We start from the raw sequence: 26,278 nt of genomic DNA, 5'->3' as shown, positions 1-26,278 counted from the left end.
TATTTATATTTTTAATTTTTAATAGTACCTAAAGCTTTTTCAACATCGATTTTACTTTCCAACAATTGATAAAGCGCATCATAATAATTTAACTGTGCAGTGCGTAAATCACTTTCAGCAACAATAACATCTAAATAAGTTTTAATTCCGGAATTGTATTGGAGTTGAATGGTTTCATACACATCATTGGCAAGCGACAAATTATCTTTCAATGCAACATAATTGGCAAGATTGCCTTTGTAATTGGCCTGTGCTGTTGCATACTCAGTATTTACGCGGCTTTTCAAAGCTACCACATCCCAGTTTAAACGATCTATTTGTAATTGCGCTTCTTTGATTTGGTTCACACGTTTATTTCCCTGAAAAATTGGAACAGATAATTGCAATCCAATATTTGAGTTACCTAAATTTTGGTTGTACAATTTTCCAAAATCATTATTCAAATAGTTGAAATTATAAATACCATAAGCAGAGATGGTGGGAATGAATCCCCATTTATAATATTTTAAATTGGCCTGCTGTAACTTTTGCTGGGTAACCAATTGCTGATATTCGATTCTATTTTCGAAAAATACATTTACAGAAGTATCTATAAACGCATCTTTTTCCATGGCAGTGGTATCATAACTTAAATGTAAATCTGCTGAATCAGGATATCCCATTAACTCTTTTAAATAAACAGATTTTGCTTTTACCAAATCAAAAACCTGCTTACGTTGTGCTATGGTATTGTTTAATGAAATGGTAGCTCTTTTATAATCGGTTTTATCTACAATACCCGCTTCGTATTGATGATAAGAGTCCTGCACATTTTTCTGCAAACGAATAATAGCCTGGTCTAACACCTGCACTTGTTTTTGCGTTAATAACACATCATAAAATGCCTTGCTCACATTTACGGTAACATCAATTTTATTACTAACAGTATTTTGCCTTACCTGCTTTTTTACCTGTTGTGCTGTTTGGCTGGCTAATAACGCATCTCTGTTAAAGATATTTTGGGTAAGTGTTAAACCCAGATTAGATGCATTATAAGTACCATTGCGTACATAATTCCCACCAAAATAAAATGCAGGTAATTGGTAGTTGTGCTGAATATAATAGTTCATACTAATTTGTGGATACCAATCGGCCAATTTGGTTTGAATGGTTTTATCTACAATCTGCTCGTCTATTAAAGATTGCTGCACAATGGGTTGGTGTTGCAAAGCATATTGAACGCAAGACTGTAATGTTGCCTGCGCCAGTGTATCTAAAGCAGGCGTTTTTAATGGCCCCTGAGCTTCATTAGGTCCAATACTGAATACTAACAAAAAAAGTAATAAAAATATTCGATTCATATTTTATTTTAATTTTATATATTAAATGTAGCTTTTTTAGAAAGATACTTATTGATTTTTCTTTTTGCAATAATTATAACCGGAGAATTGGTGAAAGGAGTGCGAAGTTAAAAGTTTAAACACTAAAAAAACAAACAATTATTTAAATGGATGTTTGACACATATCAAAAAAAAAGACCGGCAGCAATGTTGCTACCGGCCTTGGTAAGGTTGTAAATAGATATACTTTTATACTATTCTTTTAACATTAACAGCGTTCAAACCTTTACGGCCTTCCTGTACATCAAATTCAACTTTGTCGTTTGCTTCAATCTGGTCAATTAAACCATTGGCATGTACAAAAGTTTCTTTGTTTGAATCGTCATGTTTGATAAATCCAAAACCTTTTTCTTCGTTAAAGAACTTTACAGTTCCTTGAATTTTTGTGTTCATTGTAAAATTTAAATAATAAAATAATGGCTGCAAGATACGGTTTATTCTAATATCTGCATAATTTAATTGTACTTATTCAGATATCTTCTCGTTAAATGGAATTAAATTATTGTTTGTAAATAAATGGCATCGGAAAAGTTATATTCCGATGCCAAGTTTTGAATTTTCATGCTTTGGTTATTGATGTAGTTGTATCACGCCAATATTTACATTGTTTGCCCCATTAATGGTAATATTGTTAATTGTAGTGTCTTTGTAACCATTAGATGCATTGATGAATACACTATATGAACCGTCTTTTAATCCCCGCACCTTAAATTCCCCATTTTTTTTGGGAATTGCATAAGCTGTATCTTCACCACGGTAAATACTTAAAACCGAGTACGCATTGAATGGCAATACAGTACCAGATATACTTCCTGTTTTATCTTCAGTAAAGAAATGAAAAACTGGTTTCAGGTAAAACTGGTTATTTATTTCAATTATAGAACGGGCAACATCAAAATCCAACCATAATCTAGAGGCTCCCGGTTGATATTCTTCCCATTCATCTCCCTTTAATTGTATTATTACATAACCCTTTGAACCGGGAAATAAATTTAAAGGATAGGATACACTATTTTTAACTAATGAATTCCTGGAACCCAAATTAATTCTAATTAATCGAATAGCACCCACTTTTATGTTTGCTGAAGCTAACAAAGTATCAACTCCGTTGCTAAGAGAAAGAATATCATATATACCCGGTTGTACATGTAAATTTTCCCAAACAAAACTTCCTTCCGGATGATGGTGTTCATCATCATCGCCTACCCGTTCCCAATTAGTAGTATCATTGTTTCGGGTATTTTCTGAAGTATCTACCAAAACCATTACTGAATCAATATCTAAATACACATGATCGAAATAACCAGGACCATCCGTCATATAAAGACTAACCTTCTGTGTTCCCGGTGGCAGCTGTACAGAATTACTTTTTGAACATGCAGTCCAAATAAAGATGGCTGATAAAAACAGCCCAAAAAGGAGGATTTTATTTTTCATTTTGTAAAAGTTTTAAGTAAAATTGATTACATGGATATAGTTTAACTTTAGTTGGCAAAAAACGAGCCAATGTTTAATGAAAAGATACCCGTTCAGTTATTTTGTTGCCCAAACGAGCTTAAAAAAAACTTAAAAATTCATCCAGTATAAATAAGCCCAACAATTGATATTCCTCAAATAATACAGAAATGCTTAACAAAACGCAGGAATAATTGAAATGCACTTGCATCGGAGCACTACAAAATGTAGCTTGCAGGCTGAATTTAAAAAATGGATAGTCCTGATTGTACTACTTACAAAACCAAACACAATCATCACCAATATCCAATCGCTACCATTTTGTAACTGATAAATCAAACCATATGAAACGACTGGCTCAAAAAAGCATGCTGGCTTTGTCTTTATTTTTTATTGCAGCAATTTCAAATTCATTGAAAGCACAAAAAGAAAAACAGAAAAAAGATTATTACCTTATTAAAGTTTACCATTGTAAAAGCACTGACCAGGTAAACATGGTAAATGATTATTTAGAAAAAGCATATTTACCTGCCTTACACCAACATGGTTTTGAAAAAATTGGCGTATTTACAAAATATGATAACGATACGGCTACCGACAAACGTGTATATGTTTTTATCCCAAATACAGTTGTACAAAAACTATTGTTGCTGGATGATGAATTATTAAAAGATGGTAACCTGCAAAAAAATGGTACAACTTATTTGCAGGCTACTTATAACGCTCCTCCTTATCAGAGAATTGAAACCATAGTGCTAAGAGCATTTAAAGACCATCCAATGTTTGCCTTACCTCAATTAACCGGCCCACTTACCGAACGTATTTATGAATTAAGAAGTTATGAGGGTTCTAACGAAACCTTCTATCACCAAAAGGTGAAAATGTTTAATGAAGGTGGTGAAATCAATATTTTTAAAAGCCTCAATTTTAATGCAGTTTTTTATGCAGAAGTTTTATCAGGCTGCCATATGCCCGACTTAATGTACATGACAACGTTTAATAATATATCAGACAGAAATGCGCATTGGAAAGCATTTGGCGACAGTCCGGCCTGGAAAACATTATCTGCTTTACCGGAATATCAGCATACTGTTTCTACTGCTAATATTTATTTACTGCATCCTACATCTTTTTCAGATTTTTAAACAACAAACTTTAGCCTATTTGCATAAAAAAACCTGAGCAGAGTGCATCAGGTTTTTTTATGATTATTTCAATAGTAAGCTATTGTAAGTATTGTTTAAACCATACCAAATACCGCTCTAACCGATCAACCTGATAAGAGGGTTTGATAATGCCATGATGTTGCCCCGGATAAATCACCAATTCAGTGGGTACACCAATTGATTTTAATGCCTGATACATTTGCTCTGCGCCAATGGTAGGTACGTTAAAATCTTTTTCACTGGCCATAAATAATGTTGGTGTTTTAATTTTGTTTACGTGAAAAAAAGGATAAGACAATGCCATCCATTTTTCAGGATGTTCCCATGGCTTCCCTAATTCTGTTTCGTATTGTGTAATGTATTGATCGAAGCCATACATACTTAATTGCAAGGAACTGCCTGCACCGCTGGCCGCTGCCTTAAACCTGTTATCGGTAGCAATGGTATAATTGGTTGAAATACCACCATAACTCCAACCGCTAATTCCCATTCTGTTTCCATCAATTTTTCCGGCTTTAATTAAATAATCTGCTGCGCCTGTTATATCCATCACTTCTTTATTACCCCAATCTGCATAAATGGCTTTAATATAAGCCAAGCCACTACCGTTACTACCTCTGTAATTAACACCTATCACAGCAAAATTCCCTGCTGCTAAAACTTGCCTTGTAAAATCAAAAGCATAGTCATCTTGCGCTACCGGGCCACCATGTATATAAAATATGGCAGATAACTTAGTAGCATTATCCATACCCGGAGGCGTAAATAACAGGCAGGGAACTTTTGTTCCATCTTTACTTACTGATGTAAAGCCTTCTACTTTAGCCAGGGTAAGTGATTGCATAAAATCATCATTCATGTGCGTTATCTGGTGCATGGCATTTCCTTCTATCACCACCACTTCATAAGGATGATAGGGATCGCTCCAAAGCGCTGCCATTTGCGATTTATTATCACTCATATTTAATCTTTCCAAACAAAATTCACCCTCCACAAGTGGTTGTATTTTTTGGGTAGCCAGTTCTACTTTTGCAAGATATTTTTTTCTGTTATCAGTTATCAAACAATAGATATACTTGCCATCGGCGGCCCATTGCTGATTTGAAACAGGTCTGTCAATAGCAGTGGTTAACAACACAGGTGTTCCACCATTGGCAGGCACAACCGCTAAAATATTTTGGCCATACATGGTAAAAGCCTCATTGCTGCTGGATTGTAAATAAGCAATCGATTGCCCGTCGGGACTCCACATAGGACGCGTATCACTGCCCGGCCAAGTAGTTACTTGTTGTAAAGAAGCTCCTTTTTCGGCATTCATCAACCATATATCGGTATTATCATTCTTATCAGGATCAGCCGTTCTGTTGCTTACAAAAGCAATACGTTTACTATCGGGACTCCAAGCCGGAGCACTTTCATCAAACTGGCCCTTTGTTAATGTATCTAACTTTTCGGCCTGTACATCAAACAAATATAAATGGGTATGCCGGTTGTCTAAATAACCCGTAATATCTTCTTTAAAATGGTAGCGATCTATTACGTAAGGTTTTCTGGTTTTTGTAGAGGCTGTATCAGAAAAATCCTGGTCTTTCATGGTTAAAAGAATTTGTTTACCATCCGGACTCCAAACATATTCATCCAAATCTCCTTTTAAATGGGTAATTTGTTTTGCCTCACCTCCACGCCTGTCTAAAAGCCAAATTTGCGCCATTGCATTTCCCATTCGTGCTGACACAAACGAAAGATATTTCCCATCTGGGCTCCATCTGGGCATTGATTCCGATTCAGGTGTATGGGTAAGCTGTACAGTCTGATGCCCATCCCAACTCACCATCCAGATATCTGTATTGCGCTTATCTTTAGCACTATCGGCCATACTAACGGTGTAGGCTATCCATTTTCCATCGGGCGATACTTGTGGATCTGATACATTTTTTATCCGATAAATATCCGTTGGCAGTAAACTGCGTTTTGATGATGACTGTGCCATTACAACCGAACTGCCACTTATAAAAAGCACTACGGGCAATATCCATTTTTTCATGTGCATATATTTCTGTTTAAGTGATTGATTCAATTTTTGGTTCCCTGTAAACGAATGATATTACACCCACCTTTCGCGTATGATCATTTCACATGAACAGGGTATTTTTTTGTTGTAAATATATTACAAACATCCTTAAGCCATGTGCCACTCATATAATTCCGTTCCTGAAAAATGAATAGAATGAAATAACTTTCATCTTTAAAAAATTTCAGATGCAGAAAAAAACTTTCATTGTCATTTGCTCCATGCTGCTGGTCATACAAATTTTTGCACAGCCATTATATATGCCTCGAAATATAAAAAAGGCCTATACACAACAAACCCGATCGGCCAATGGCATGCCTGGTGTACATTACTGGCAAAATACCGGCAACTATGCTATAGCATTACAAGTATCACCGCCTTCCAGAACCGTTCGTGGGTCAGAAGATATTACTTATTTTAACAACAGCCCAGACTCACTTGCCTATTTAATTATAAAATTAATTTTAAATATACACAAACCCGGCGCATTACGCTATAATGATGCATCGGCCAATTACTTAACATCCGGTGCACATATTGATAAAGTTAGCGTAAATGGTAAAACAATAGAATGGCAGGAACCCAATTATCATGCTACCTGGCAGGCATTACGCTTTCCCCAAAAATTAATGCCTAAAGATTCTGTTCAATTGCATATTGACTGGCATTATGATGCATCATTGGAAAGCGGCAGAGAAGGTATGATTGATTCCACCACTTTTTATCTGGCTTATTTTTATCCAAGAGTGGCTGTTTATGACGATTACAATGGATGGGATAAAGAAGATTTTACCGATCAGCAGGAATTTTACAATGATTTTAATAACTATCGTTTGCAAGTAACTGTACCCAAAAATTTTGTGGTATGGGCAACCGGTAATTTAAACAATCCAAAAGAAGTGCTGGCACCTAATATCATTGAACGGTTAGAACAGGCGCAGGAAACAGACTCTGCCATTTCTATTGCCACTCTGAATGAAATGTTGCAGGGGAAAGTAACACAACAAAAAAACAATACCTGGAAATTTAGTGTAGACAACATCACGGATATGGCTTTATGCGTGAGTGATCATTATGTTTGGGATGCGGCCAGTATTGCAGTTGCCCCAAACCGGGAAAGAGTGAGTGTGCAATCGGCATACAACGATACTGCAAAAGATTTCCATCAAATGATAAACTTTGCTCATCATGCCATTGACTGGTTTTCAAAAAACTGGCCCGGAGTGCCTTATCCTTTTCCTAAAATAACGGTATGCCAGGGTTATGCAGATATGGAATACCCCATGATGGTAAATGACGGTACGAATGATGACCCGGTTTTTTCGCGTTTTGTAGCAGAACACGAAATTGCACACTCCTATTTTCCATTTTATATGGGCATTAATGAAAACCGTTTTGGCTTTATGAATGAAGGTTGGGCTACTACCTTTGAATACCTGATTGGACAGGCAGATTTGGGGCCAAAAGTTGCAGCAAATTTTTATCAAAGTTTTAGAGTGCGTAGTTGGATTAACGATCCATCGGCAGAAGAAGATATTCCCATTATTACACCTGCTAATATTTTGAGAGGTCTTGCCTATGGTAATAATGCCTATGGAAAGGCATCGCTAGGCTATTTAGCTGTTAAAGATATGTTGGGTGATGATTTGTTTAAAAAATGTTTACATACCTATATGAACCGCTGGCACGGTAAGCACCCCTTTCCATGGGATTTTTTCAACACGTTTAACGATGCCTCGGGGCAGAACTTAAATTGGTTTTGGCAAAATTGGTATTTCACGAACGGGTACATTGATTTAGCCATTCAAAATGTTACTAAAAATAGCAAAGGGTACACCGTTAGTATTAACAATATCGGTGGATTTGATGCGCCGTTTGATGTAATGGTTACTTACACCGATGGAAGTACAGATGCTATACACCAAAATGCTTTTATCTGGAAAACCAATGAAAAGCAAGCCAGTATTGCTATTGAAACTAACAAAAGCATTCAATCGTTAAAAATTGACGGTGGTATATTTATGGATGCCAACACAAAAGACAATAGTTGGCAGGCACAATAAAAAAAGCCTGTGTTTTATGAGCATGGAACACAGGCTTTCAAATATCCATTATCATTAGGCCCTTTTTTTAGTGGCCTTTTTTGTTTTAGAACCTCCCGAAGCCAAAATAGCATCAATCGCTTTTGAAAATCCGGCTAATGTAATGGAATCAGTATAACGTTCATCATTCAGGAAGAAAGTGGGTACCTCTTTTACCCCTTTTTGCTGGCCATAACTAATATCGCCACGAACCTGCCATCCAAAAGTTGAGTTCATCAAATCATCTAAAAATACTTTACTGGTAACACCCGCTTCCCTTGCATAAGATTTTAAAGTAATGGTACCCAAATTATGCCTGTTCTGAAACAGTAAATTATGCATAGGCCAAAATTTACCTTCCTGCCCTGCTGCAACAGCTGCCTCGCCAGCTTTTAAAGCCCGTTGATGAATATTGGTTAAAGGGAAATGTCTGAAATTTAATCTAACATCATCCGGATATTTTTCCAATACCTGTTTTACCACTTCATTAGCAGCCGCACAGGCATCACTTTCATAATCACCAAACATCATTAAAGTTACAGGCGCAGTATCTTTGCCTACATATATATCTTTTGGTTCAATAATTATGAGTGCCTCTTTGGGTTTCATTGCCATTATTACACTATTTAATCGATAAAAAAATGAATTAAAATCAGCTTATTTTACTGAATTTTGGGCGCAAAGTAGCATAATTAACGCAAAAACAATCAAATAGTGTTTTTCTTTATTACAACTACTCGTTTCTAAATACTACTACCCCATCAAATACATCTACTAATACCGGCTTTAATTTATCCACTTCACCAGCAAGTATTTTCTTGCTCAATTGGTTCACAATAGCCTTTTGAATTAAGCGTTTTAAAGGTCTTGCTCCAAATTGAGGGTCAAACCCATTTTCAGCCAGATAATCAATCAAATAATCACTAAAATCAATATGTATTCCATTGGCAGCAACCAAATCCTGTAAATTCTTTAACTGTATGTTTACAATTCCTTTAATATCATCTTTCATTAACGGCTGGAACATAATTACCTCGTCTACCCTGTTTAAAAATTCAGGACGAATGGTTTGCTTCAATAGATTTAATACTTCCACTTTTGCTTTTTCAACAACTTCCTCTTTATTTTTTTCGTTTACATTTTCAAAAGCATCCTGAATAATCTGGCTACCCATGTTACTGGTCATGATGATGATGGTATTTTTAAAATTAACGGTACGGCCTTTGTTATCGGTTAACCGGCCATCATCTAACACCTGTAACAATACATTAAACACATCGGGATGCGCCTTTTCAATTTCATCTAACAACACAACGGAATAGGGTTTACGCCGTACAGCTTCAGTTAGTTGCCCTCCTTCGTCGTATCCAACATAACCCGGAGGTGCACCCACTAAACGAGATACGGTATGCTTTTCCTGATATTCACTCATATCAATCCGGGTCATCATGTTTTCATCATCGAACAAATAATCGGCTAATGCTTTGGCTAATTCTGTTTTACCAACACCGGTTGTACCCAGAAAAATAAATGAACCAATGGGCTTTTTAGGATCCTGTAATCCGGCACGACTTCTTCTAATGGCATCGGCAACGGCAGTAATGGCTTCATCCTGACCAACAACTCGTTTATGCAACTCATCTTCTAAATTTAATAATTTTTCCCGTTCACTTTGCAGCATTTTAGTTAATGGAATTCCGGTTGCCTTGGCTACAGACTCTGCAATATCTTCTGCATCTACTTCTTCTTTTAATAAACGCTTTTCGGGTGATACCTCATCCAGTTCTTTGGTTAATTGCACAATTTGTGCTTCCATTTCTTTGATTTTTCCATACCTTATTTCGGCTACTTTACCATAATCGCCTTCCCGTTCAGCACGTTCAGCTTCTAATTTCAATGATTCAATAGCTGCTTTGGCATTTTGTATTTTTTCAACAATTTCCTTTTCCTGTTTCCACTTAGCTTTTAAGGTATCGCGTTCAACACTCAACACCGAAATTTCCTGATTCAATTCTTTTAGTTTCGCTTCATCATCTTCACGTTTAATGGCTTCTCTTTCAATTTCTAACTGGCGTATGTTTCTTTCTAATTTATCTAACTCTTCCGGCATAGAATTCATTTCCAGCCTAAGTTTGGCGGCACTCTCATCAATTAAATCAATGGCTTTATCGGGCAAAAAGCGATCGGTTATGTACCGGTTCGATAATTCGACTGCTGCAATAATAGCTTCATCTTTAATGCGAACATGGTGGTGCGTTTCATATCTGTCTTTGATGCCCCGTAAAATAGAAACAGCATCTTCAACAGAGGGTTCATCTACCACTACTTTTTGGAAACGACGTTCCAAAGCCTTATCTTTTTCAAAATATTTTTGATATTCATTTAAAGTGGTTGCACCAATGGCTCTTAATTCGCCACGAGCTAAAGCAGGTTTTAAAATATTGGCCGCATCCATGGCTCCTTCTCCTCCACCGGCGCCAATAAGAGTATGAATTTCATCAATAAACAAAATAATTTCGCCTTCACTTTCGGCCACTTCTTTCACAACACCTTTCAACCTTTCTTCAAACTCACCTTTATATTTTGCACCGGCAATTAACTGCCCCATATCTAATGCATAAATAATTTTACTTTTTAAATTTTCGGGCACATCGCCATTTACAATACGCATGGCCAATCCCTCTGCTATAGCTGTTTTACCTACGCCCGGTTCACCAACCAATATTGGATTGTTTTTAGAACGGCGCGATAAAATATGCAGGGTTCTTCTAATCTCTTCATCTCTTCCAATAACAGGATCTAATTTTCCATTGCTAGCTAATTCATTTAAATTTTTAGCATATTTTGGAAGTATATTGAATTGTTGCGATTGTGTTTGAGAGTTAACGGTAGCACCTTTCCGTAATTCTTTTACCGCCGCTACAAATCCCTTTTCCGTTAATCCGGCATCTTTTAAAATTTTAGCCGCATCATCATTCATCTGCATAATTCCCAGCAACAAATGTTCTACACTTACAAACTCATCGCCAAATTGTTTTAAGGATGCATTGGCTTTTAACAGGGCATTATTTAATTCCCTGCCCAAAGCCTGAGCAGGTTCCACGCCTTGTACTTTTGGAAGTTTGGCAATGCTCTCCTCAGTTTTATTAATAACAAAAGCAACATTTACATTATTTTTTTTCAGTAAATAGGCAATAGAACTGTCTTCATCAGTTAATAGTGCTTTTAATAAATGGTTGGTTTCAATGTTCGGATTACCCGCATTGTAAGCCAACTGCTGAGCGGCCTGAATGGTTTCCTGTGCTTTAATAGTATAGTTATTCAAATTCATATGTTTAAAATTGGTGTTAATGATTGAAAATAGATATAATCGTTTTTAAAAAGTTAAACCTTATAACAATTCATACGATTTTTACTGTTTTCTTTACATTCACAAATCATAATCCAACCATAAAATATGGAAAATATGTCGGTAAAAAACGTTAAAACCTGCTGTAAAGTCAGTCTTGTTATTGGCATGCTGCTATTCTTTCAGGTAAGTTACGGACAATATAATTTTGAACCCTTGCAAAAACAATTAACTGCCGCTAAAAAAGAGATTGGCAAAAACTATGTTTGCATGGTATACAAAGGGGGTAAAATAATTTTTAAGCAGGAAGAAGGCGATTTAAAAACCAACACACAATTGCCTATTGCGGGTTGCAGCAAATGGCTTACAGCAGCTTTGGTAATGACTTTTGTTGAACAGGGTAAACTGAGTTTAGATGATAAAGTAAGTACCTACTTACCCATTTTTGCCACTTATGGAAAAGCCTATATTACCATTAGGCAGTGCTTAAGCCATTTAACAGGCATTCAATCGCCACCCGGGATTGTAAGTGTATTACAAAAAAACAAATACGCCACTTTAGAAGAAGAGGTGAATGCATTTGCATCGAAACGGGAAATTCAGGATAACCCTGGTGTAGCATTTCGATACTCTAATATTGGGTTAAACATTGCTGCCCGTGTTGTAGAAGTGATTAGTAAAAAGCAGTTTGACCAATTAATGGCGGAAAGAATTTTTAGGCCGCTGAATATGCGCAATTCGTCTTTTTATAGTAATCGTGCTGTAAATCCATCGGATGGGGCTGTTACTACCGCTGCTGATTACATGAACTTTTTGGCCATGTTATTAAATAATGGGGTTTTCAATAATAAAAGAATTTTGAGTGAAAAAGCCATAGAAGAAATGGAGAAAGCGGAAACTAATTTGTCTATGATTCAATATGCACCGGCCATTGCAGCCGGATATAATTATGGTTTGGGAGCATGGATAATTGGCTGTAATGCGCAGGGTATTACTAGTGCCATGGCATCACCCGGCGCTATGGGTTGTTATCCATGGATTGATCGTTGCCACAATTATGCCGCATTAATTTTTGAAAAAAGCAAAAACGTTGATCAGAAGAAAGATGTATATCTTAATTTGAAAACCACAATTGATGAGCTATTACCGGGACATTGTGAATAAAAAACATTTAAATTTTCTTAAGCACCACTTGAGCATGATCATTTAAATACATGACATTATAAAAATCAACCAATTTTTCATAATCAGTAGCCGGAAACTGTTGTTTGATGCCTGTCTGATATCTGATCACTTCAATTTCGTTATTATTATAAATAAACTGTATGGCATAATCGCCAAAAATGGTATGAATACTTTGTGGTTTCGGCAGTGATTCTATTTCATAACCAGTGGGTATAGTGATAAAAACAGAATCGGTATGTAAAAAATTTTCTTTCAATACAATGGGATATTTCCTCGTTTCATCAGGCAATAATTTTAGTTCCCATTTATTAAAAATATCAGGTTTTATAAATAGTCGCTTCCCCATAACTGCCGCAAATCCATTTACAATAATTTCAAAACTTTCTTTCACAACCGGAATGATACTTTTTTGCTCCTCTAATTGAATATGTTGAACGTTATACGTAGGTAAGTTAAAATTCTGATTATAATATTGTTGTATCTTTTCCGGTATACCAACATTCAATAATTCATGTACATCATCAATAGCCTGACCAGTATAAAGGGTATGCACTTGAGCCTGCATGTTCCCTCTTTCATCAATGGTTGCATGTACCACCCGGTTTTGTTGATTGTCATGCATAGAATAAGTGGGCGTATGCACTACAATACCACCTGAATCAGTAATCAGTAATGCATCTCTATCGTCAGTAAAATGGCTTGCAAATCCCGGTGCTACGGATGAACTGGTACACTCTAACCATATGGAATCTTGCCCATCAGGCACACATACAGTAGCATGATTAAAATAACCACATGGAAAATCTTTCCATATAGGCAAATGCCTATCCGTTGCACTGATGAGCACATAATAAGCTTTTATACCTGCTTCTTTTAAGAGTGCCACCATGAAATTAGAAAGTGCTTTACAATCGCCATATTTGTTATCCGATACATATTTACAATCAAAAGGTTGCCAACCTCCTATTCCTAATGCAATATTGATATAACGTGTATTTTTTTGAAGATATTGGTACAAAGTAACAATTTTTTGCTGCTGATTTTGTAAGTGATCTGTAAGCAGATGCACCTGCTGTTTAATATTATCGGGTAACATATCATGCCCGGCATTTAACTGATTGATAAATTTTCCAAACGATTGCCAACTCTGCATACTGCCTGTATAATTTTGCAGCTGAAACACAGGCAGGGTGATGAAAACAAACGGATCTGTTTGGAATACATTGGGCTGAAATAGTTCTCGATGAATAGCTTTTTTAAAATTAAGCAGCCAGGTATATGTTTTGGTATTATTGACTATAACGGAATCAAAATGCAACATTTCTTTTTGCAAAACTTTGTAATTGACATACAATTCAGATGGAAAAGTTACGCTAAAACTACTTTGCTCTACGCTAATATTACTACCTGCCAAAGGTTGCCAGTTGGGTAATTGAAAGGTTTGAGTATGTATTTCCTCATCATTATACACAACAGTATAGGGATAAGAACGATAAAAAAAATCATAGGATTTTCTACGGTCATCGAGCACCAAACTCATGTTATCATTCACCGGAACATCATCAATATCTTTTTTTTTCATACTTTTTAATTTCTTTCCAGAAGCATCAAAAAGGGTACCTGAAATATCTCTTAACATATTCATTTGGTCATAGGTATTTAAGTATACGGCATAATCATTCCCTTTTTGATTCAATACCGTAATAGCATAGTTATGGTGAACTACTACCTTGCTTTCATTATCAATAGTAACGATAGTATTATCATATCGCACTACGGCATTTGCATTGGCCGTAATAGAATCGGGAATGAGATGAACATCTAATGATTGTGCATTATTTTGTATACAAAGAAAAAATAAAGAGAATAGCAGGAGCAATTTCATCGAATTGATTTTACATACTTTAAAAAAATATAACATCCATTTTATTGCCGTGTTTTACTTTTCAAACTACGGTTTAGTAGCTACTTTCTTTTTTAAAACTATTTGTTCACTTTCTTTTTGCACTATAAACGCATAAAAATCGCGAAGAGTGCTATATTCATCCGGATCAAAATTGGCTTTATTGAGTGCCAAACGGCAACGCATTTGTATATGGTTATTTTTGTTTACAATCAAATATTCAAAACTACCTTCCTTCCCACTTAATTGTACTCTGGCCGATTTAGGTAATTCATCCACCACATAACCTTCCGGTACATCCATATCCAACAAATAGGTACTGTTGAAACAATTAGGCATTTCTACAGGAAAGGTTCTACTTTCTGCTTTAAAAGGATTGTCAGTTATTTTATCTTGTAAAATCGGATTTAAATAAATTAAATCATCATCGGGATTAAAGCTAAAAACAGCAGTATATTGCAATTTTAATGGCTCATCCAAATCTTTTAAATTATCGGCATGCATATCTTTAATCTGAACCGGTTCATTGAATTGTTTTTGGAGTTTTTTGGTGTAGGCATCTATTGATGTAGCGGTAATTTCATTACGCACATCCTGCGATTCAAAATTGCCAAAGCTTTTATTGAAAACAACATTGAGTGCCTTATTAGCCACATCGGGTTGCATATGCACAATATCCATTTGATACTCTTTCACAGAATCAGCATCAAAACTTATCAGCAATGGCTCTTTATCATTAATAACTCTTGCAAAGCCATTGTAACAATCAGCCGGCAAATGATTAAAACCTAAATTTGGTCTGGTTGCATCCAAGTAATAGGCTTCATCATTTATAAAAACACGGGTAATTACATAATTAAACTTCCGCATCACCGGATAGTTTTGTAAAACTTTTCCATGATCGCGGGTACTGAGTATAACAGGATAGGCTTCCAGTCCGGCCTGCTTTAACATGGCGGTTAATAAAATATTAAGATCAGCAACATTCCCTTTTTTTGATTGAGCAATTTTTTTTAATGGTGCAGATAAAAATCTGGAACTATAATCATTACAGGAATAATGATCTCTTACAAAAGCAAATATACCTTGTGCTTTTTCAAGATCGTTGGTAGCATTTGCAGTTGCGGTTTTAATATCGTCTTTCAACCAGATATTATTGTAATTCAACTCTAAACCAAAATCTGAGTCTTTCAATAATTTTTCAGAAATTTGAAACCAGCTTTGTGCAACTTTTTCCACATTTTCTTCGGGCATGCGTATTTCTGATAATTGAAATTGAATAGCACTTACATAATTACCAGAACTAGTCATATACAATTGAGGATGGAATGCCGGCACATCTTTCATTGCCCAAATATGTTTAATTGCCTGTGTACTCACTGCTCCGGTATTTCCCGACTCCGCTGCACTTTTACCATTTTCATGAATGTAATACCGTTCTCGCACTTCTGTAGCTGTATCAATATAATAATTTTGCAACCCTTGTTTTATGATGGCATAATTAAAAAAGTAAGGCACATTCACTTCATATTCACTATATAAAACAGGATATTTTTTTTGAAAATCCCAGTCGGGCATAAAACTATACCCAGGCAAAATAACTTTAATATGAAACTCAACAATTGAACCTTCTTTTATATTGGGATAAGTAAATTTATATGTAGTTATATCTTTTCCTACTTCAGTAAACAAAGCAGATTTATCCAATTTGGTTTCAACCACTTGTCCATTTTCTAAATTAAAAGTAGAAGCTTCAAGCGATACCAATTTAGTTTGATAATCATTAGAAATATAAAGTGGTATTATTATAATAGCTGCATCAAAACCATTTTTATGCATTAAACGCATACGGGAATATTGCTCATAAATTACGGAGAAGAAACCATTACTGTTTCCTACATAACTTGAACTTCCTGCATTATACAATATTACCGCATCAGCAGCAGAATCAATTTTATATTGCGTAGGCATAAAATCATCGGTAGTTATATGCCCAAATTTTAATTGAATTCTCCGTTGCTGCGCAAAAGCCATGCTTAATAAACAACAAACAAAAACCGGCCAAATTTTAAAACTTTTCATAGAATAAAGTTTAGGAAGCGTAATTTTATTTTTGCATAATCAATAATACATAAAATTTTTATTTCATCAACAATTTAATAAGAAAAAAATTTTGAGCCATTTAACCGATAGAAATACAAGCATTGTTAAGCAAACTGCTCAAAAATTATGGTTTGATTATTGTGGTATTGCCAAGGCTGAACAATTAGAGGAAGATGCCAAAAAATTAGAAGCCTGGCTAAATAAAGGCATGCATGGCACGATGCAATACATGGAAAATTATTTTGACATGAGAACAGACCCACGCAAGTTGGTACCGGGAGCAAAATCAGTTATTACCTTGTTAAAGAATTACTTTCCTGCGCAACAACAAAAAAACAATACGCCTAAAATAGCACGTTATGCCTATGGCAAAGATTATCATCTGGTTATTAAACAGCAACTGAATGAATTTTTAGCAAGTATTTCAAATACTATCGGGGCAATAGCCGGAAGAGGATTTGTTGATTCAGCACCAGTTTTAGAAAGAGCATGGGCACAAAAAAGCGGTTTGGGCTGGATTGGGAAAAATGGCAACTTAATTCACCCCAAAGCAGGTTCATTTTATTTTATTGCAACATTAATTACCGACTTAGAGTTGAATTACGATAACCCATTGACGAAAGATTACTGCGGCACCTGCACCAAATGTTTAGATGCCTGCCCTACTGATGCAATTTTGCCTAATAAAACCATTAATGGTAGTCAATGTATTTCCTATTTCACCATTGAATTGAAAGAAATGATGATACCCGAAACACAAAAAGGGAAGTTTAATAACTGGATGTTTGGGTGTGATATTTGTCAGGAAGTATGCCCTTGGAACCGTTTCAGTCAACCACACAACGAGCCGGCATTTTCGCCTATTCCCGAAATTTTAGAATTAAGTACGCAGGAATGGATGCACCTAAGTGAAGCAGCATTCAACCAGATATTTAAACATTCCCCTTTAAAAAGAAGTAAATACAAGGGTATACAACGCAACTTGCGTTTCATTCAATCAGATACAGTTATTGATGACACAAACATACCTTAATGGGTATAGCCTACTTAAAGTATTTATATCCATATTTTGCATACCCTTAATTTTGTGTAATGAATTTAGTTGAACGCGATGCAGCAGTAATCTGGCATCCTTTTACGCCACAAAAAAACAGAATAGACCCTATTCCTATCACGAAAGGAAAAGGTACACTTTTGTTTGATGCAGCCGGTAATGCATACATTGATGCGATTAGTAGTTGGTGGGTTACCTTACACGGACATGCACATCCTTACATTGCAGAAAAATTATACCGGCAGGCTTTGCAGTTAGAACAGGTAATTTTTGCAGGCTTTACACATGAGCCAGCCGTTTGTTTAGCAGAAAGATTACTTGAAATTTTATCCGGCCCCTTTGCAAAAATATTTTACAGCGATAATGGCAGCACCTCAACCGAAGTGGCATTAAAAATGGCGATACAATTTTGGTGGAACCAACAACAGCAGCAAAGAAAGAAAATTATTGCTTTTAAAAACGCATATCATGGAGATACATTTGGGGCCATGAGTGTTAGCGATCGTAGTGTTTTTACACTTGCTTTTCATGATTTACTTTTTGAAGTAATTTTTTTGGATACACCTTCACAAGAAAACATAGTTTCATCTATTGCCACTATGCAACAATATGCCGCAGAAACGGCTGCATTTATTTATGAACCATTGGTTCAGGGAGCAGGCGGATTAAAAATGTATGATGCCGCTTTACTCAATCAACTACTTGTTGCAGCAAAAGAAAACAGCATTATTTGCATTGCAGATGAAGTAATGACCGGGTTTGGCAGAACAGGTAAAATGTTTGCTTCAGAATATTTAACTGTTAAACCCGATATTATTTGTTTGAGCAAAGGATTAACAGGAGGCACTATGGCACTGGGTGTTACTGCCTGCACTCAACAAATATATAACGCATACATGCAGGATGATGCACTCAAAACTTTTTTCCATGGCCATTCCTTCACTGCCAATCCCTTAGCCTGTACCGCAGCCTTAGCCAGTTTGGATTTACTACAGCAGCCCGATACCGTTACTGCAATTGAGAAAATTTGTAAATCAATAGCAGTTTTTGCAAATGAACTTACCCAATTAAAAGCGCCCATCAAAAACATTAGAACTTTAGGCACAATTATAGCCTTTGAAATAAAATTAGGAAAAGATGAGTACTTAAACAATGTGAGCCAATTTGTAACACAAGCAGCATTAAAACAAGGGGTTTATTTAAGACCATTGGGCAATACCGTTTATGTGATGCCGCCCTATTGCATTACAGATGAGGAGTTAAGAATAGTTTTCACAGTTATTAAAAACATACTGCAACATTATGAATAGCAATATTGAGCAACTCTATCATATAGCACAAAAGCAATCCAAAAAAATTATAGGATTGATGAGTGGCACTTCCTTAGATGGTTTGGATATTGCTATTTGCACATGTGAAGGCAATGGGTTGAATACATCTGTAACCATTCAAGAATTTACAACAGTACCATACACACAAAAGTTTAAAACGGAAGTAAAATCTGTTTTCAGCAATCGCCATGCCGATTTAGAAAAAGTATGTATACTGAATGAATGGATTGCAGAAGAACATGCCAAAATAATTCTGGCAACTCTTGCAGGCTGGAACATTCATCCCAAAAATATTGATTTGATTGCTAGCCATGGACAAACCATTTACCATGCCCCAAAACGATTACATGGATTAGAAGCATTTAATAATGCCACACTGCAAATTGGCGATGGAGATCATTTGGCTGTAAAAACAGGCATTATCACCATCAGCGATTTTCGGCAAAAACATATTGCCGCAGGTGGTGAAGGTGCCCCTTTAGCAGCTTATGGCGATTATTTTTTGTTTAGCAAAAAACATGAAAATAGGATTATGCTGAATATTGGCGGCATAGCCAATTTTACTTATTTGCCGGGAGATTTAGATGTACAAAAAGTTTTTTGTACCGATACCGGCCCGGGTAATACCCTGATGGATGCTTATATTCAACATCATTTTCCGGGAAATTATTTCGATAAAAATGCCGCTGTTGCGTTAAACGGAAAGATACTTCCTGCACTGTTAATAGCATTAAAAGATCATACTTTCTTCAATAACGAATTCCCCAAAACAATTGGACCGGAATTATTTAATCTGGCCTATTTGCAACAGGCTATTGAAAGCTCCGGCATTCAGCACTATACAAAAGAAGATATAATGGCCACCTTAAACAAATTTACGGCCGATACTATAGCAGAAGCCATTTTAAAAGCAAGTACACACAACAAAACGTCTGTTATTTATTGTAGTGGTGGTGGCATGCACAATCCTTTACTCATGCATCATTTAAAGGCTTTATTACCCAATATGGTTTTTAGAAATACACAGGAGTTGAACATTAATCCCGATGCAAAAGAAGCCGTATTATTTGCAGTATTAGGTAATGAATGTGTTAGCGGAAAGGGGTTGGCGTTAGGTGAAGGTCAGCCTGCTATTACAATGGGGAAAGTCAGTTTTCCTGCCTAAACAAAATTAATTTTTCTTTTCAACCAATGTTTGAAGCCGGTTCAGATTTTGTTCTAACATTCTGCCAATAATTTTATCACTCATTAAAGAACCAAATCGCTCCCAGGGATACCATTTAAAAAATTGTTCATATTGCCATTGCACAACAGCAGATGCTCCATTAGATGCAGGTATGATTTGCATGGTTGAAATTAAGAGATGATTTTTTGCACTTCGCCAAACAGAAACAACAGAATCGGGCACAACTTTTTCGATCTGCACTGTTCTATTTCCAATTTCTGCTTCAGTTTGTGAAAGCACATGTACCGATGTATCCTGCATACCCGAAATCCATTTTTGCCAACCTTGCATATTTTGCAAGTAAGGTCTTACACTATCTACTGGTGCATGAATGGTAATGGCTCTTGAAACAATAATACGTGCAGGAAACAATAGTGCTATTACCTGTACCAATATTGCTAAAAAAAGAATGCTGAAAAAAGCTTGTTTTACTAATCGCATAATGCAGTTATTCCCATTTAAAGGTTTTAATGGCTACATAGTAAATTAAAATACCCCAAATTGCTAAAATGCCAATCTCTTTCCACACACTGATTAATGATGCGCCCTCGAAAGAAATTGACCGCATGGCATTGTTGAATTGCGTTAAGGGTAATGCATTACAAAAAGGTTGCATCCATACCGGAAAATTATCAATCGAGAAAAAGGTGCCGGCTAATAAAAATTGAGGTAATGTAAAAATGTTGGCAAAAGGAGGAATGGTGCTTTCGTTTTTGGCTACACCACTTACAATAAAACCAAAACCCATGAATACGATTAAAGCCAAAAAACTCAGAAGCATGATGTTGATGAAGGTTACAATTCCATGCACTAACGTAAAATGAAAAAATACTTTTCCAATTACAATGATAACCACTGCAGTAATTAACTGAAATATAATTCTGCCCAAGGCTTCACCTAAAATAATATAAGATCGTTTAATGGGTGTAGCAAAAAAACGCTTCAATACCAACTGTTGCCTCAAGTTAAAAAACAAAAAAGCAACCCCAAATACGCCGGAACTTAATAAAGAAAAACCCAATTGGCCCGGTAGTATAAAATCGATGGTACGGTAAATTCTGCCCGGAATTTTTTCAATCGTATTATTAATGGTAGCAATACTAGGTGTATTGGGATACATTTTTTGATTGATGCCCGTTATAATCGATTGAATAATTTGCTTTAAGATGGATATATTCTGAGGATTTACCGATTCGGAGCTTTTTAACTGGATGATATAAGGAATGGCCGGATTATTAGAATGTTCAATTTTTATAATAGCCGTAATGCGCCCTTTTTCCAAGTCTTCTTTCAATTGTTCATCCGCTTTGTCTTTAAACTTTAAGTTGCTGATGTTTTTCAATGCAGGATAAATGAAATTGGCCGTATCAGAAGTTTTGTCCATAACCACATTCAGCGAAACACCACCGCCATTTCCTAAAAAACCAAAAACCAAAATAAAAACTAATGGGAATCCAATGCTGAACGCTACGGCTGAAGGGCTACGCAAGGTAGCTCTTAAACTGGCCTTAGTAATTGCCAACATGGCAGTTATTTGATTATATTTTTTCTGCATATCAATTTTAATTGTGTAGCAAAGCTATTTGTTTATTTATCTTCTGCAGGCAACTGAGCATTATTAAAAAATCATTAAAAAAAATTATAGCAAATATTTTAAATTCAATCCGTTTGTATTTCCTTTTCTGTTGTAAAATGGCTTTAAGCCTGCCCCTTCAACAATTAATGCAATCTATCCACACCATTCATGCAGACTATACATTCTATTTTCAACAATATATTGAATATTACGTCAAGGCAAAATAAATACTGACAGGAGCATTATTGACCAAATTGTTGTATTTTAAATGCCTATTCTAACAAATAATACAACTTATGTTTGAACAAATCTTGCAATTGGTTCAGCAACATGCACAGGATGCTGTTGTGAACAATCCGGCCGTTCCCAACGAAAACAATGAAGCAGTAATGCAGGAGGCCGGCCATTCCATTACCAATGGATTGCAAAATCTGTTATCTGGCTGTGGATTGAATACGCTTTTTCAAGGCGGCAATGTATCAACCAACAATCCTGCCATTCAGAACATTTCAAGCAATTTTATTAGCAGTATTACGCAAAAATTTGGCATATCAAGTGAAGCTGCATCCGGCATTGCCGCCAGTGTAATACCCAATGTATTGAATAGCATCCAAAATATGGGAAATGGTTCGGGCGATATTCAGAATATATTGAGTAGCCTTACATCGGGCAATACTAATTTTTGGGGTATAGCTAACTCTATTGGAAGCAAATTGGGGCTTGATAAAGATGTGGATGTAGATTTTGATGACTTAAAAAAATTGTTTTAAATATCAGCCCCTAATTTACAATCATATGATTCAGTTTTACGGTTAAGTTATTTTTATTATAAAACATTATAAAACAATTGCAATGAAATATTTATTGAACGCAGCAAAAATTTTTCTTTTTTTACTCCTTATCCTTGTACAAAAAAGCCATGCACAAGCTTTACCTACCCGTTGGGATGAATTAACTGCAAGTGATTGGAACAATGCACTTCAACAATCAAACTACACTTGTATTCTACCCATTGGCATCTTAGAAAAACATGGCCCGCATGTACCCATTGGGTCTGATTTAATACGGGTAAGGGAATATGCAGCCCGCGCCACAAAAAAAGAATATGCTGTTGTTTTTCCGGATTATTTCTATGGCCAAATTAATGAAGCCCGGCATCAGCCCGGTGTTTTTGCCCTCAAAGAACGCGTAGTATGGGATTTATTAGAAGCAACCTGTGATGAAATTGCGCGTAACGGATTTAAAAAAATCATTATTATTAATGGTCATGGCGGCAATCAGGAATTGATACGTTATTTCATCCAAACAAGATTAGAGCAACCGCATAACTATGCAGTTTATTTTTTTGAGCCCCATAGTGATAGTGCATATCTACAACAATTGAAAACATTGCACCAATCTCCGCTTAGTACAGATATGCATGCCGGAGAAAATGAAACTTCAGAATTGTTGTATCTAAGACCAGATTTAGTTAAAATGGATAGCGCTAAAAATGAATCAGGTAAAAATTTAAACAGATGGCATATTCCTAATGTGTATACGGCCATTTGGTGGTATGCCGATTTTCCGAATCATTATGCCGGCGAGGGTGATAAAGCCACAGCGGCATTGGGTGAGCTATTAGTAAATCATGTTGTGGATCAATTGGCAAATGCCATTAAAGCTATTAAAGCAGATACCACTACATTACCTTTGCAGGAGGAATTTTATAAACGGGTAAGAAAGTGAATCCGCCCATTCATTTTATCAATTAATTAATCATTATTTGTCTAACGCAGGTTTTTGAGTTGATTCTGCTACTATCCATCCTGTAGCATACATCCATTTGGTCATTTTATATAACTTATTATAATCTATTCTATTTGGCTCATCTTTCGGCGTATGATAATCTGGATGCAGTAAAGTAGTAAAAAATATTGCAGGTATACCTTCTTGTGCATAAGGCAAATGATCACTTCTAAAATACCAGTTTTCCGGATGTGTAGGTGCGTCCCAAGAAAAATCTACCTTAAAATGAGTATACTTATCATTTGCTTGCATGGCTATATCGACCAATGCAGTTGAATTTTTGTGTGGTTTTAACGTCCCTAATAAGGCTGCAGAATCAGGTGCATTTCTGCCAATCATATCACCATTTAATACTGCAACAATATCATTTTTGGGAACAGTGGAATGTTTGGCATACCAGCGTGAGCCCAATAAACCTCTCTCCTCGGCTCCATGCCAAACAAATAAAGCAGATCGCTTCCCGGGCTTTTCATGCCAGGCTCTGGCAATAGCCAACATGGCAACAGTTACAGAGGCATTATCATCTGCTCCGTTCCAAATAGAATCATTATCAACAGGATTGCCTACCCCATCATGATCATGATGGCTGCTGAACAAAACATATTGTTGATTTAAAACAGGATCTGTTCCCTTTATCTTCCCAATTACATTTACTGAAGGATAAGTAAAATGTTCGGCAATAAAATGAATGTTGACTTTTGCATTCGCTACCAATAATTCATGTGCTTTATTTGGGGAAATCAAAATAATTTGAAATGGTTTACGATCGGTATTGGCTTGTTGCATTCCCTCAATCTGGTATTGCCCTGTTTGGTAAGCATGACTGATAAAAGGCAATAAAGACATTACGGTGCTATCAGCTACCACAAGTAACCCTGAAGCCCCATTTCTTTGCATAATTGATCCGGCATTACGCAAAGCCAATAACGTATATCTAAACGCCCACAAACTCATTCCCTTAGCAGGTAGCGGATTAGGTGCTACTATTTGCATAGCCACCATTTTATCTTTGATAGATTGTACCGTATCGGCATAAGTGTTAAGCCAAACAATATTGCCGGATAAATGTATATCTGCCACTACTGTTGGCCAATAATCTTTCCATAATGTTAGTGGTACTCCGTTTAAAACAAACCGGCTCTCATCGGCTATTCTTGCACGCAATAAATTAAAAAATTGAAAATAAGTGCCATTATCACCTCCGGGTGCCAAACCTGCTTCCTGTGCCTTTTGTGCTACCCACGCTGCAGCTTCCAATTCATCCAATGTTCCTGCCCTTCTACCCCTGAAAGCATCAGCTGCAAGTGAGTACAAATTATTTTGTAAATCTTCAATACGAATAGCATTAAAGGCAGGTGGAAGCAGCAGGTTATTTGTTTTTTGCTGAGAGAAAGCTATTAAACTAACCAATACAAAAGAACAAAAGATGGTAATTTTTTTCATAGCAGTATTACTATTTTAATAAAAAAGATTTACTGTATAATGATACTTGATAACAGCAAATTGATGAACCATTTTAAATATTGCGCAGTGTTGCTTTTGTAAATTCATTCACAACATTACCGGTATTCAATGTACCTGCAGGTTCAAACAACATTATATGCACCTCCGCCTCTGCAACAGGCCTGTGTTCAACACCACGAGGTACAATAATAAATTCCCCTTCTTTCACATCAATTTTTTTATCGGCAAACTCCATTACAAAAGCTCCTTTTATTACATAAAATAGTTCATCCTCATCATCATGGTGATGCCAGATAAATGCACCTTTAAATTTTACTAATTTTACGTCCTGGCCATTTAAGTGGCCCACAACAGCAGGATTCCAATAGGTATCTATACAAGATAGCTTTTCAGCAACATTCACAGATTGTGGCATCATATTGTTTGAAATTATGTTTCCATCAAAGATACAGAAACCAAGTTGTATGATTTTGAATTGTTGCTCAGTCAATCCATTCTATCTACAAAACGCAATTACCGAAAACACAGCAAAAGAATAAAAAAATAATTTTCCCATATACAATTGTTGTAGTATTGCTGCCAATTATTCGGATTTTCAAAAAATTCTGAATAACAAAGTCATCATGGCAACTACAACTGCATATATTTTATTGGGAAGTAATTTGGGTAACAGAACGGCATACCTGCAAGCTGCCATCAATGAAATTGAGAAGCAATGCGGACCAATTATTATAACTTCATCTATTTATGAAACAGAAGCCTGGGGAGTAGAACAACAGCCGCCCTATTTAAATCAGGTAATTGCCATTACAACCACTTTATTGCCTGAACAGTTAATGCAAACCTTGCTTGAAATTGAGTTGAAATTAGGCAGAAAAAGAACAAAACGTTTTGCAGAACGAACCATTGATTTAGATATTTTACTCATTAATAACCTCATCTTTCAAACACCGCTCTTAACTGTTCCGCACCCTGCCATGCAACAACGCAAATTTGTTTTATTGCCCTTGCAGGAAATAGCACCGCAAATTATTCATCCAATAACTCAACTTAGCATTACCCAAATGTTACAAGCTTGTACAGATAAATTGCGTGTAGAAAAATTTGAAAATCACGCTTAATTTTACCCATCAAACCATCGCTACTGC

Annotated in this window: 21 protein-coding genes; 9 read left to right on the top strand and 12 right to left on the bottom strand. The window is 36.0% G+C overall.

The window, feature by feature from the left end; genetic code table 11:
- Window positions 1-11: 11 nt before the first annotated feature.
- The 3 genes from AC3QLY_RS12800 to AC3QLY_RS12790 all read right to left on the bottom strand — a co-directional run bounded on the left by AC3QLY_RS12800 (window position 12) and on the right by AC3QLY_RS12790 (window position 2,816).
- Window positions 12-1,340 (bottom strand): TolC family protein, encoded by a 1,329-nt coding sequence (locus AC3QLY_RS12800; RefSeq protein ID WP_288072719.1) that lies wholly within the window; start codon window positions 1,338-1,340, stop codon window positions 12-14.
- Window positions 1,341-1,568: 228 nt separating this feature from the next.
- On the bottom strand, window positions 1,569-1,772 hold the full coding sequence (locus AC3QLY_RS12795) for a cold-shock protein (RefSeq protein WP_068248209.1): 204 nt from the start codon (window positions 1,770-1,772) through the stop codon (window positions 1,569-1,571).
- A gap of 177 nt (window positions 1,773-1,949) precedes the next feature.
- Window positions 1,950-2,816 carry a DUF4382 domain-containing protein gene (locus AC3QLY_RS12790; RefSeq protein WP_074417812.1) on the bottom strand — a complete coding sequence of 289 codons (867 nt, stop codon included), beginning with the start codon at window positions 2,814-2,816 and terminating at the stop codon, window positions 1,950-1,952.
- A gap of 362 nt (window positions 2,817-3,178) precedes the next feature.
- On the opposite strand from AC3QLY_RS12790, the gene AC3QLY_RS12785 reads away from it, so the two are divergent.
- Window positions 3,179-3,979: an NIPSNAP family protein gene (locus AC3QLY_RS12785; protein WP_288096493.1), complete on the top strand. Its 801-nt coding sequence runs from the start codon at window positions 3,179-3,181 to the stop codon at window positions 3,977-3,979.
- 79 nt (window positions 3,980-4,058) lie between these two features.
- Here AC3QLY_RS12785 and AC3QLY_RS12780 read toward each other — a convergent pair whose 3' ends face one another.
- Window positions 4,059-6,044: a S9 family peptidase gene (locus AC3QLY_RS12780; protein WP_288072432.1), complete on the bottom strand. Its 1,986-nt coding sequence runs from the start codon at window positions 6,042-6,044 to the stop codon at window positions 4,059-4,061.
- A gap of 215 nt (window positions 6,045-6,259) precedes the next feature.
- Between AC3QLY_RS12780 and AC3QLY_RS12775 the strand changes: the two genes are divergently transcribed.
- The gene (locus AC3QLY_RS12775) at window positions 6,260-8,134 is read left to right on the top strand and encodes a M1 family metallopeptidase (protein ID WP_492989835.1); all 1,875 of its coding nucleotides are present in this window, start codon (window positions 6,260-6,262) and stop codon (window positions 8,132-8,134) included.
- Between the two features lie 54 nt (window positions 8,135-8,188).
- Here AC3QLY_RS12775 and AC3QLY_RS12770 read toward each other — a convergent pair whose 3' ends face one another.
- Complete coding sequence (locus AC3QLY_RS12770) at window positions 8,189-8,767, bottom strand: DsbA family protein (RefSeq protein ID WP_075051683.1); 579 nt, start codon at window positions 8,765-8,767, stop codon at window positions 8,189-8,191.
- Window positions 8,768-8,885: 118 nt separating this feature from the next.
- A complete protein-coding gene (gene clpB / locus AC3QLY_RS12765) occupies window positions 8,886-11,483 on the bottom strand; it encodes an ATP-dependent chaperone ClpB (protein ID WP_218331055.1) in 2,598 nt (865 codons plus the stop codon).
- Window positions 11,484-11,618: 135 nt separating this feature from the next.
- Between clpB and AC3QLY_RS12760 the strand changes: the two genes are divergently transcribed.
- Complete coding sequence (locus AC3QLY_RS12760; protein WP_288072439.1) at window positions 11,619-12,665, top strand: serine hydrolase domain-containing protein; 1,047 nt, start codon at window positions 11,619-11,621, stop codon at window positions 12,663-12,665.
- A gap of 7 nt (window positions 12,666-12,672) precedes the next feature.
- On the opposite strand, the gene AC3QLY_RS12755 is transcribed toward AC3QLY_RS12760, so the two are convergent.
- The gene (locus AC3QLY_RS12755) at window positions 12,673-14,571 is read right to left on the bottom strand and encodes a DUF3858 domain-containing protein (protein ID WP_218331053.1); all 1,899 of its coding nucleotides are present in this window, start codon (window positions 14,569-14,571) and stop codon (window positions 12,673-12,675) included.
- 66 nt (window positions 14,572-14,637) lie between these two features.
- The gene (locus AC3QLY_RS12750) at window positions 14,638-16,671 is read right to left on the bottom strand and encodes a transglutaminase domain-containing protein (RefSeq protein WP_218331052.1); all 2,034 of its coding nucleotides are present in this window, start codon (window positions 16,669-16,671) and stop codon (window positions 14,638-14,640) included.
- A 91-nt stretch (window positions 16,672-16,762) separates the two neighbouring features.
- Here AC3QLY_RS12750 and queG point away from each other — a divergent pair, with 91 nt between their 5' ends.
- The 3 genes from queG to AC3QLY_RS12735 are packed head-to-tail and all read left to right on the top strand — an operon-like array spanning window position 16,763 to window position 20,242.
- Entirely contained in the window at window positions 16,763-17,725 is a 963-nt protein-coding gene (gene queG / locus AC3QLY_RS12745; protein ID WP_218331051.1) for a tRNA epoxyqueuosine(34) reductase QueG, read from the top strand.
- A 59-nt stretch (window positions 17,726-17,784) separates the two neighbouring features.
- Complete coding sequence (bioA, locus tag AC3QLY_RS12740; protein WP_218331050.1) at window positions 17,785-19,056, top strand: adenosylmethionine--8-amino-7-oxononanoate transaminase; 1,272 nt, start codon at window positions 17,785-17,787, stop codon at window positions 19,054-19,056.
- Complete coding sequence (locus AC3QLY_RS12735) at window positions 19,049-20,242, top strand: anhydro-N-acetylmuramic acid kinase (protein WP_218331049.1); 1,194 nt, start codon at window positions 19,049-19,051, stop codon at window positions 20,240-20,242. Before bioA ends, AC3QLY_RS12735 begins: the two co-directional genes overlap by 8 nt.
- A 6-nt stretch (window positions 20,243-20,248) precedes the next feature.
- Here AC3QLY_RS12735 and AC3QLY_RS12730 read toward each other — a convergent pair whose 3' ends face one another.
- Together AC3QLY_RS12730 and AC3QLY_RS12725 are read right to left on the bottom strand one after the other, a co-directional pair.
- A complete protein-coding gene (locus AC3QLY_RS12730; RefSeq protein WP_218331048.1) occupies window positions 20,249-20,743 on the bottom strand; it encodes an SRPBCC family protein in 495 nt (164 codons plus the stop codon).
- Between the two features lie 7 nt (window positions 20,744-20,750).
- Window positions 20,751-21,857, bottom strand: a complete 1,107-nt coding sequence (locus AC3QLY_RS12725; RefSeq protein WP_218331047.1) for an ABC transporter permease — start codon at window positions 21,855-21,857, stop codon at window positions 20,751-20,753.
- A gap of 317 nt (window positions 21,858-22,174) precedes the next feature.
- Between AC3QLY_RS12725 and AC3QLY_RS12720 the strand changes: the two genes are divergently transcribed.
- The gene (locus AC3QLY_RS12720) at window positions 22,175-22,648 is read left to right on the top strand and encodes a hypothetical protein (RefSeq protein ID WP_218331046.1); all 474 of its coding nucleotides are present in this window, start codon (window positions 22,175-22,177) and stop codon (window positions 22,646-22,648) included.
- An 82-nt stretch (window positions 22,649-22,730) separates the two neighbouring features.
- Window positions 22,731-23,606, top strand: a complete 876-nt coding sequence (locus tag AC3QLY_RS12715) for a creatininase family protein (RefSeq protein WP_492989834.1) — start codon at window positions 22,731-22,733, stop codon at window positions 23,604-23,606.
- 33 nt (window positions 23,607-23,639) lie between these two features.
- On the opposite strand, the gene AC3QLY_RS12710 is transcribed toward AC3QLY_RS12715, so the two are convergent.
- Window positions 23,640-25,109: a M28 family metallopeptidase gene (locus AC3QLY_RS12710; protein ID WP_492989833.1), complete on the bottom strand. Its 1,470-nt coding sequence runs from the start codon at window positions 25,107-25,109 to the stop codon at window positions 23,640-23,642.
- Between the two features lie 73 nt (window positions 25,110-25,182).
- On the bottom strand, window positions 25,183-25,548 hold the full coding sequence (locus tag AC3QLY_RS12705; RefSeq protein WP_218331043.1) for a cupin domain-containing protein: 366 nt from the start codon (window positions 25,546-25,548) through the stop codon (window positions 25,183-25,185).
- A 205-nt stretch (window positions 25,549-25,753) separates the two neighbouring features.
- On the opposite strand from AC3QLY_RS12705, the gene folK reads away from it, so the two are divergent.
- On the top strand, window positions 25,754-26,251 hold the full coding sequence (gene folK, locus AC3QLY_RS12700; protein WP_218331042.1) for a 2-amino-4-hydroxy-6-hydroxymethyldihydropteridine diphosphokinase: 498 nt from the start codon (window positions 25,754-25,756) through the stop codon (window positions 26,249-26,251).
- Window positions 26,252-26,278 lie beyond the last annotated feature (27 nt).

The organism is Hydrotalea sp. GW822-HT8A01, assembly GCF_058798575.1.
This window is presented reverse-complemented; position numbering and strand designations above follow the sequence as displayed.

Bases quoted from the DNA above. Each gene is read 5' to 3' on its own strand.
- AC3QLY_RS12705 (WP_218331043.1), bottom strand. From the start codon at position 25,548: ATGATGCCACAATCTGTGAATGTTGCTGAAAAGCTATCTTGTATAGAT.
- AC3QLY_RS12720 (WP_218331046.1), top strand. From the start codon at position 22,175: ATGTTTGAACAAATCTTGCAATTGGTTCAGCAACATGCACAGGATGCT.
- folK (WP_218331042.1), top strand. From the start codon at position 25,754: ATGGCAACTACAACTGCATATATTTTATTGGGAAGTAATTTGGGTAAC.
- bioA (WP_218331050.1), top strand. From the start codon at position 17,785: ATGAATTTAGTTGAACGCGATGCAGCAGTAATCTGGCATCCTTTTACG.
- AC3QLY_RS12785 (WP_288096493.1), top strand. From the start codon at position 3,179: ATGAAACGACTGGCTCAAAAAAGCATGCTGGCTTTGTCTTTATTTTTT.
- AC3QLY_RS12770 (WP_075051683.1), bottom strand. From the start codon at position 8,767: ATGGCAATGAAACCCAAAGAGGCACTCATAATTATTGAACCAAAAGAT.
- AC3QLY_RS12725 (WP_218331047.1), bottom strand. From the start codon at position 21,857: ATGCAGAAAAAATATAATCAAATAACTGCCATGTTGGCAATTACTAAG.
- AC3QLY_RS12715 (WP_492989834.1), top strand. From the start codon at position 22,731: ATGAAATATTTATTGAACGCAGCAAAAATTTTTCTTTTTTTACTCCTT.
- AC3QLY_RS12795 (WP_068248209.1), bottom strand. From the start codon at position 1,772: ATGAACACAAAAATTCAAGGAACTGTAAAGTTCTTTAACGAAGAAAAA.
- AC3QLY_RS12780 (WP_288072432.1), bottom strand. From the start codon at position 6,044: ATGAAAAAATGGATATTGCCCGTAGTGCTTTTTATAAGTGGCAGTTCG.
- AC3QLY_RS12790 (WP_074417812.1), bottom strand. From the start codon at position 2,816: ATGAAAAATAAAATCCTCCTTTTTGGGCTGTTTTTATCAGCCATCTTT.
- AC3QLY_RS12755 (WP_218331053.1), bottom strand. From the start codon at position 14,571: ATGAAATTGCTCCTGCTATTCTCTTTATTTTTTCTTTGTATACAAAAT.
- AC3QLY_RS12800 (WP_288072719.1), bottom strand. From the start codon at position 1,340: ATGAATCGAATATTTTTATTACTTTTTTTGTTAGTATTCAGTATTGGA.
- AC3QLY_RS12735 (WP_218331049.1), top strand. From the start codon at position 19,049: ATGAATAGCAATATTGAGCAACTCTATCATATAGCACAAAAGCAATCC.
- AC3QLY_RS12710 (WP_492989833.1), bottom strand. From the start codon at position 25,109: ATGAAAAAAATTACCATCTTTTGTTCTTTTGTATTGGTTAGTTTAATA.
- AC3QLY_RS12750 (WP_218331052.1), bottom strand. From the start codon at position 16,671: ATGAAAAGTTTTAAAATTTGGCCGGTTTTTGTTTGTTGTTTATTAAGC.
- AC3QLY_RS12775 (WP_492989835.1), top strand. From the start codon at position 6,260: ATGCAGAAAAAAACTTTCATTGTCATTTGCTCCATGCTGCTGGTCATA.
- clpB (WP_218331055.1), bottom strand. From the start codon at position 11,483: ATGAATTTGAATAACTATACTATTAAAGCACAGGAAACCATTCAGGCC.
- AC3QLY_RS12730 (WP_218331048.1), bottom strand. From the start codon at position 20,743: ATGCGATTAGTAAAACAAGCTTTTTTCAGCATTCTTTTTTTAGCAATA.
- AC3QLY_RS12760 (WP_288072439.1), top strand. From the start codon at position 11,619: ATGTCGGTAAAAAACGTTAAAACCTGCTGTAAAGTCAGTCTTGTTATT.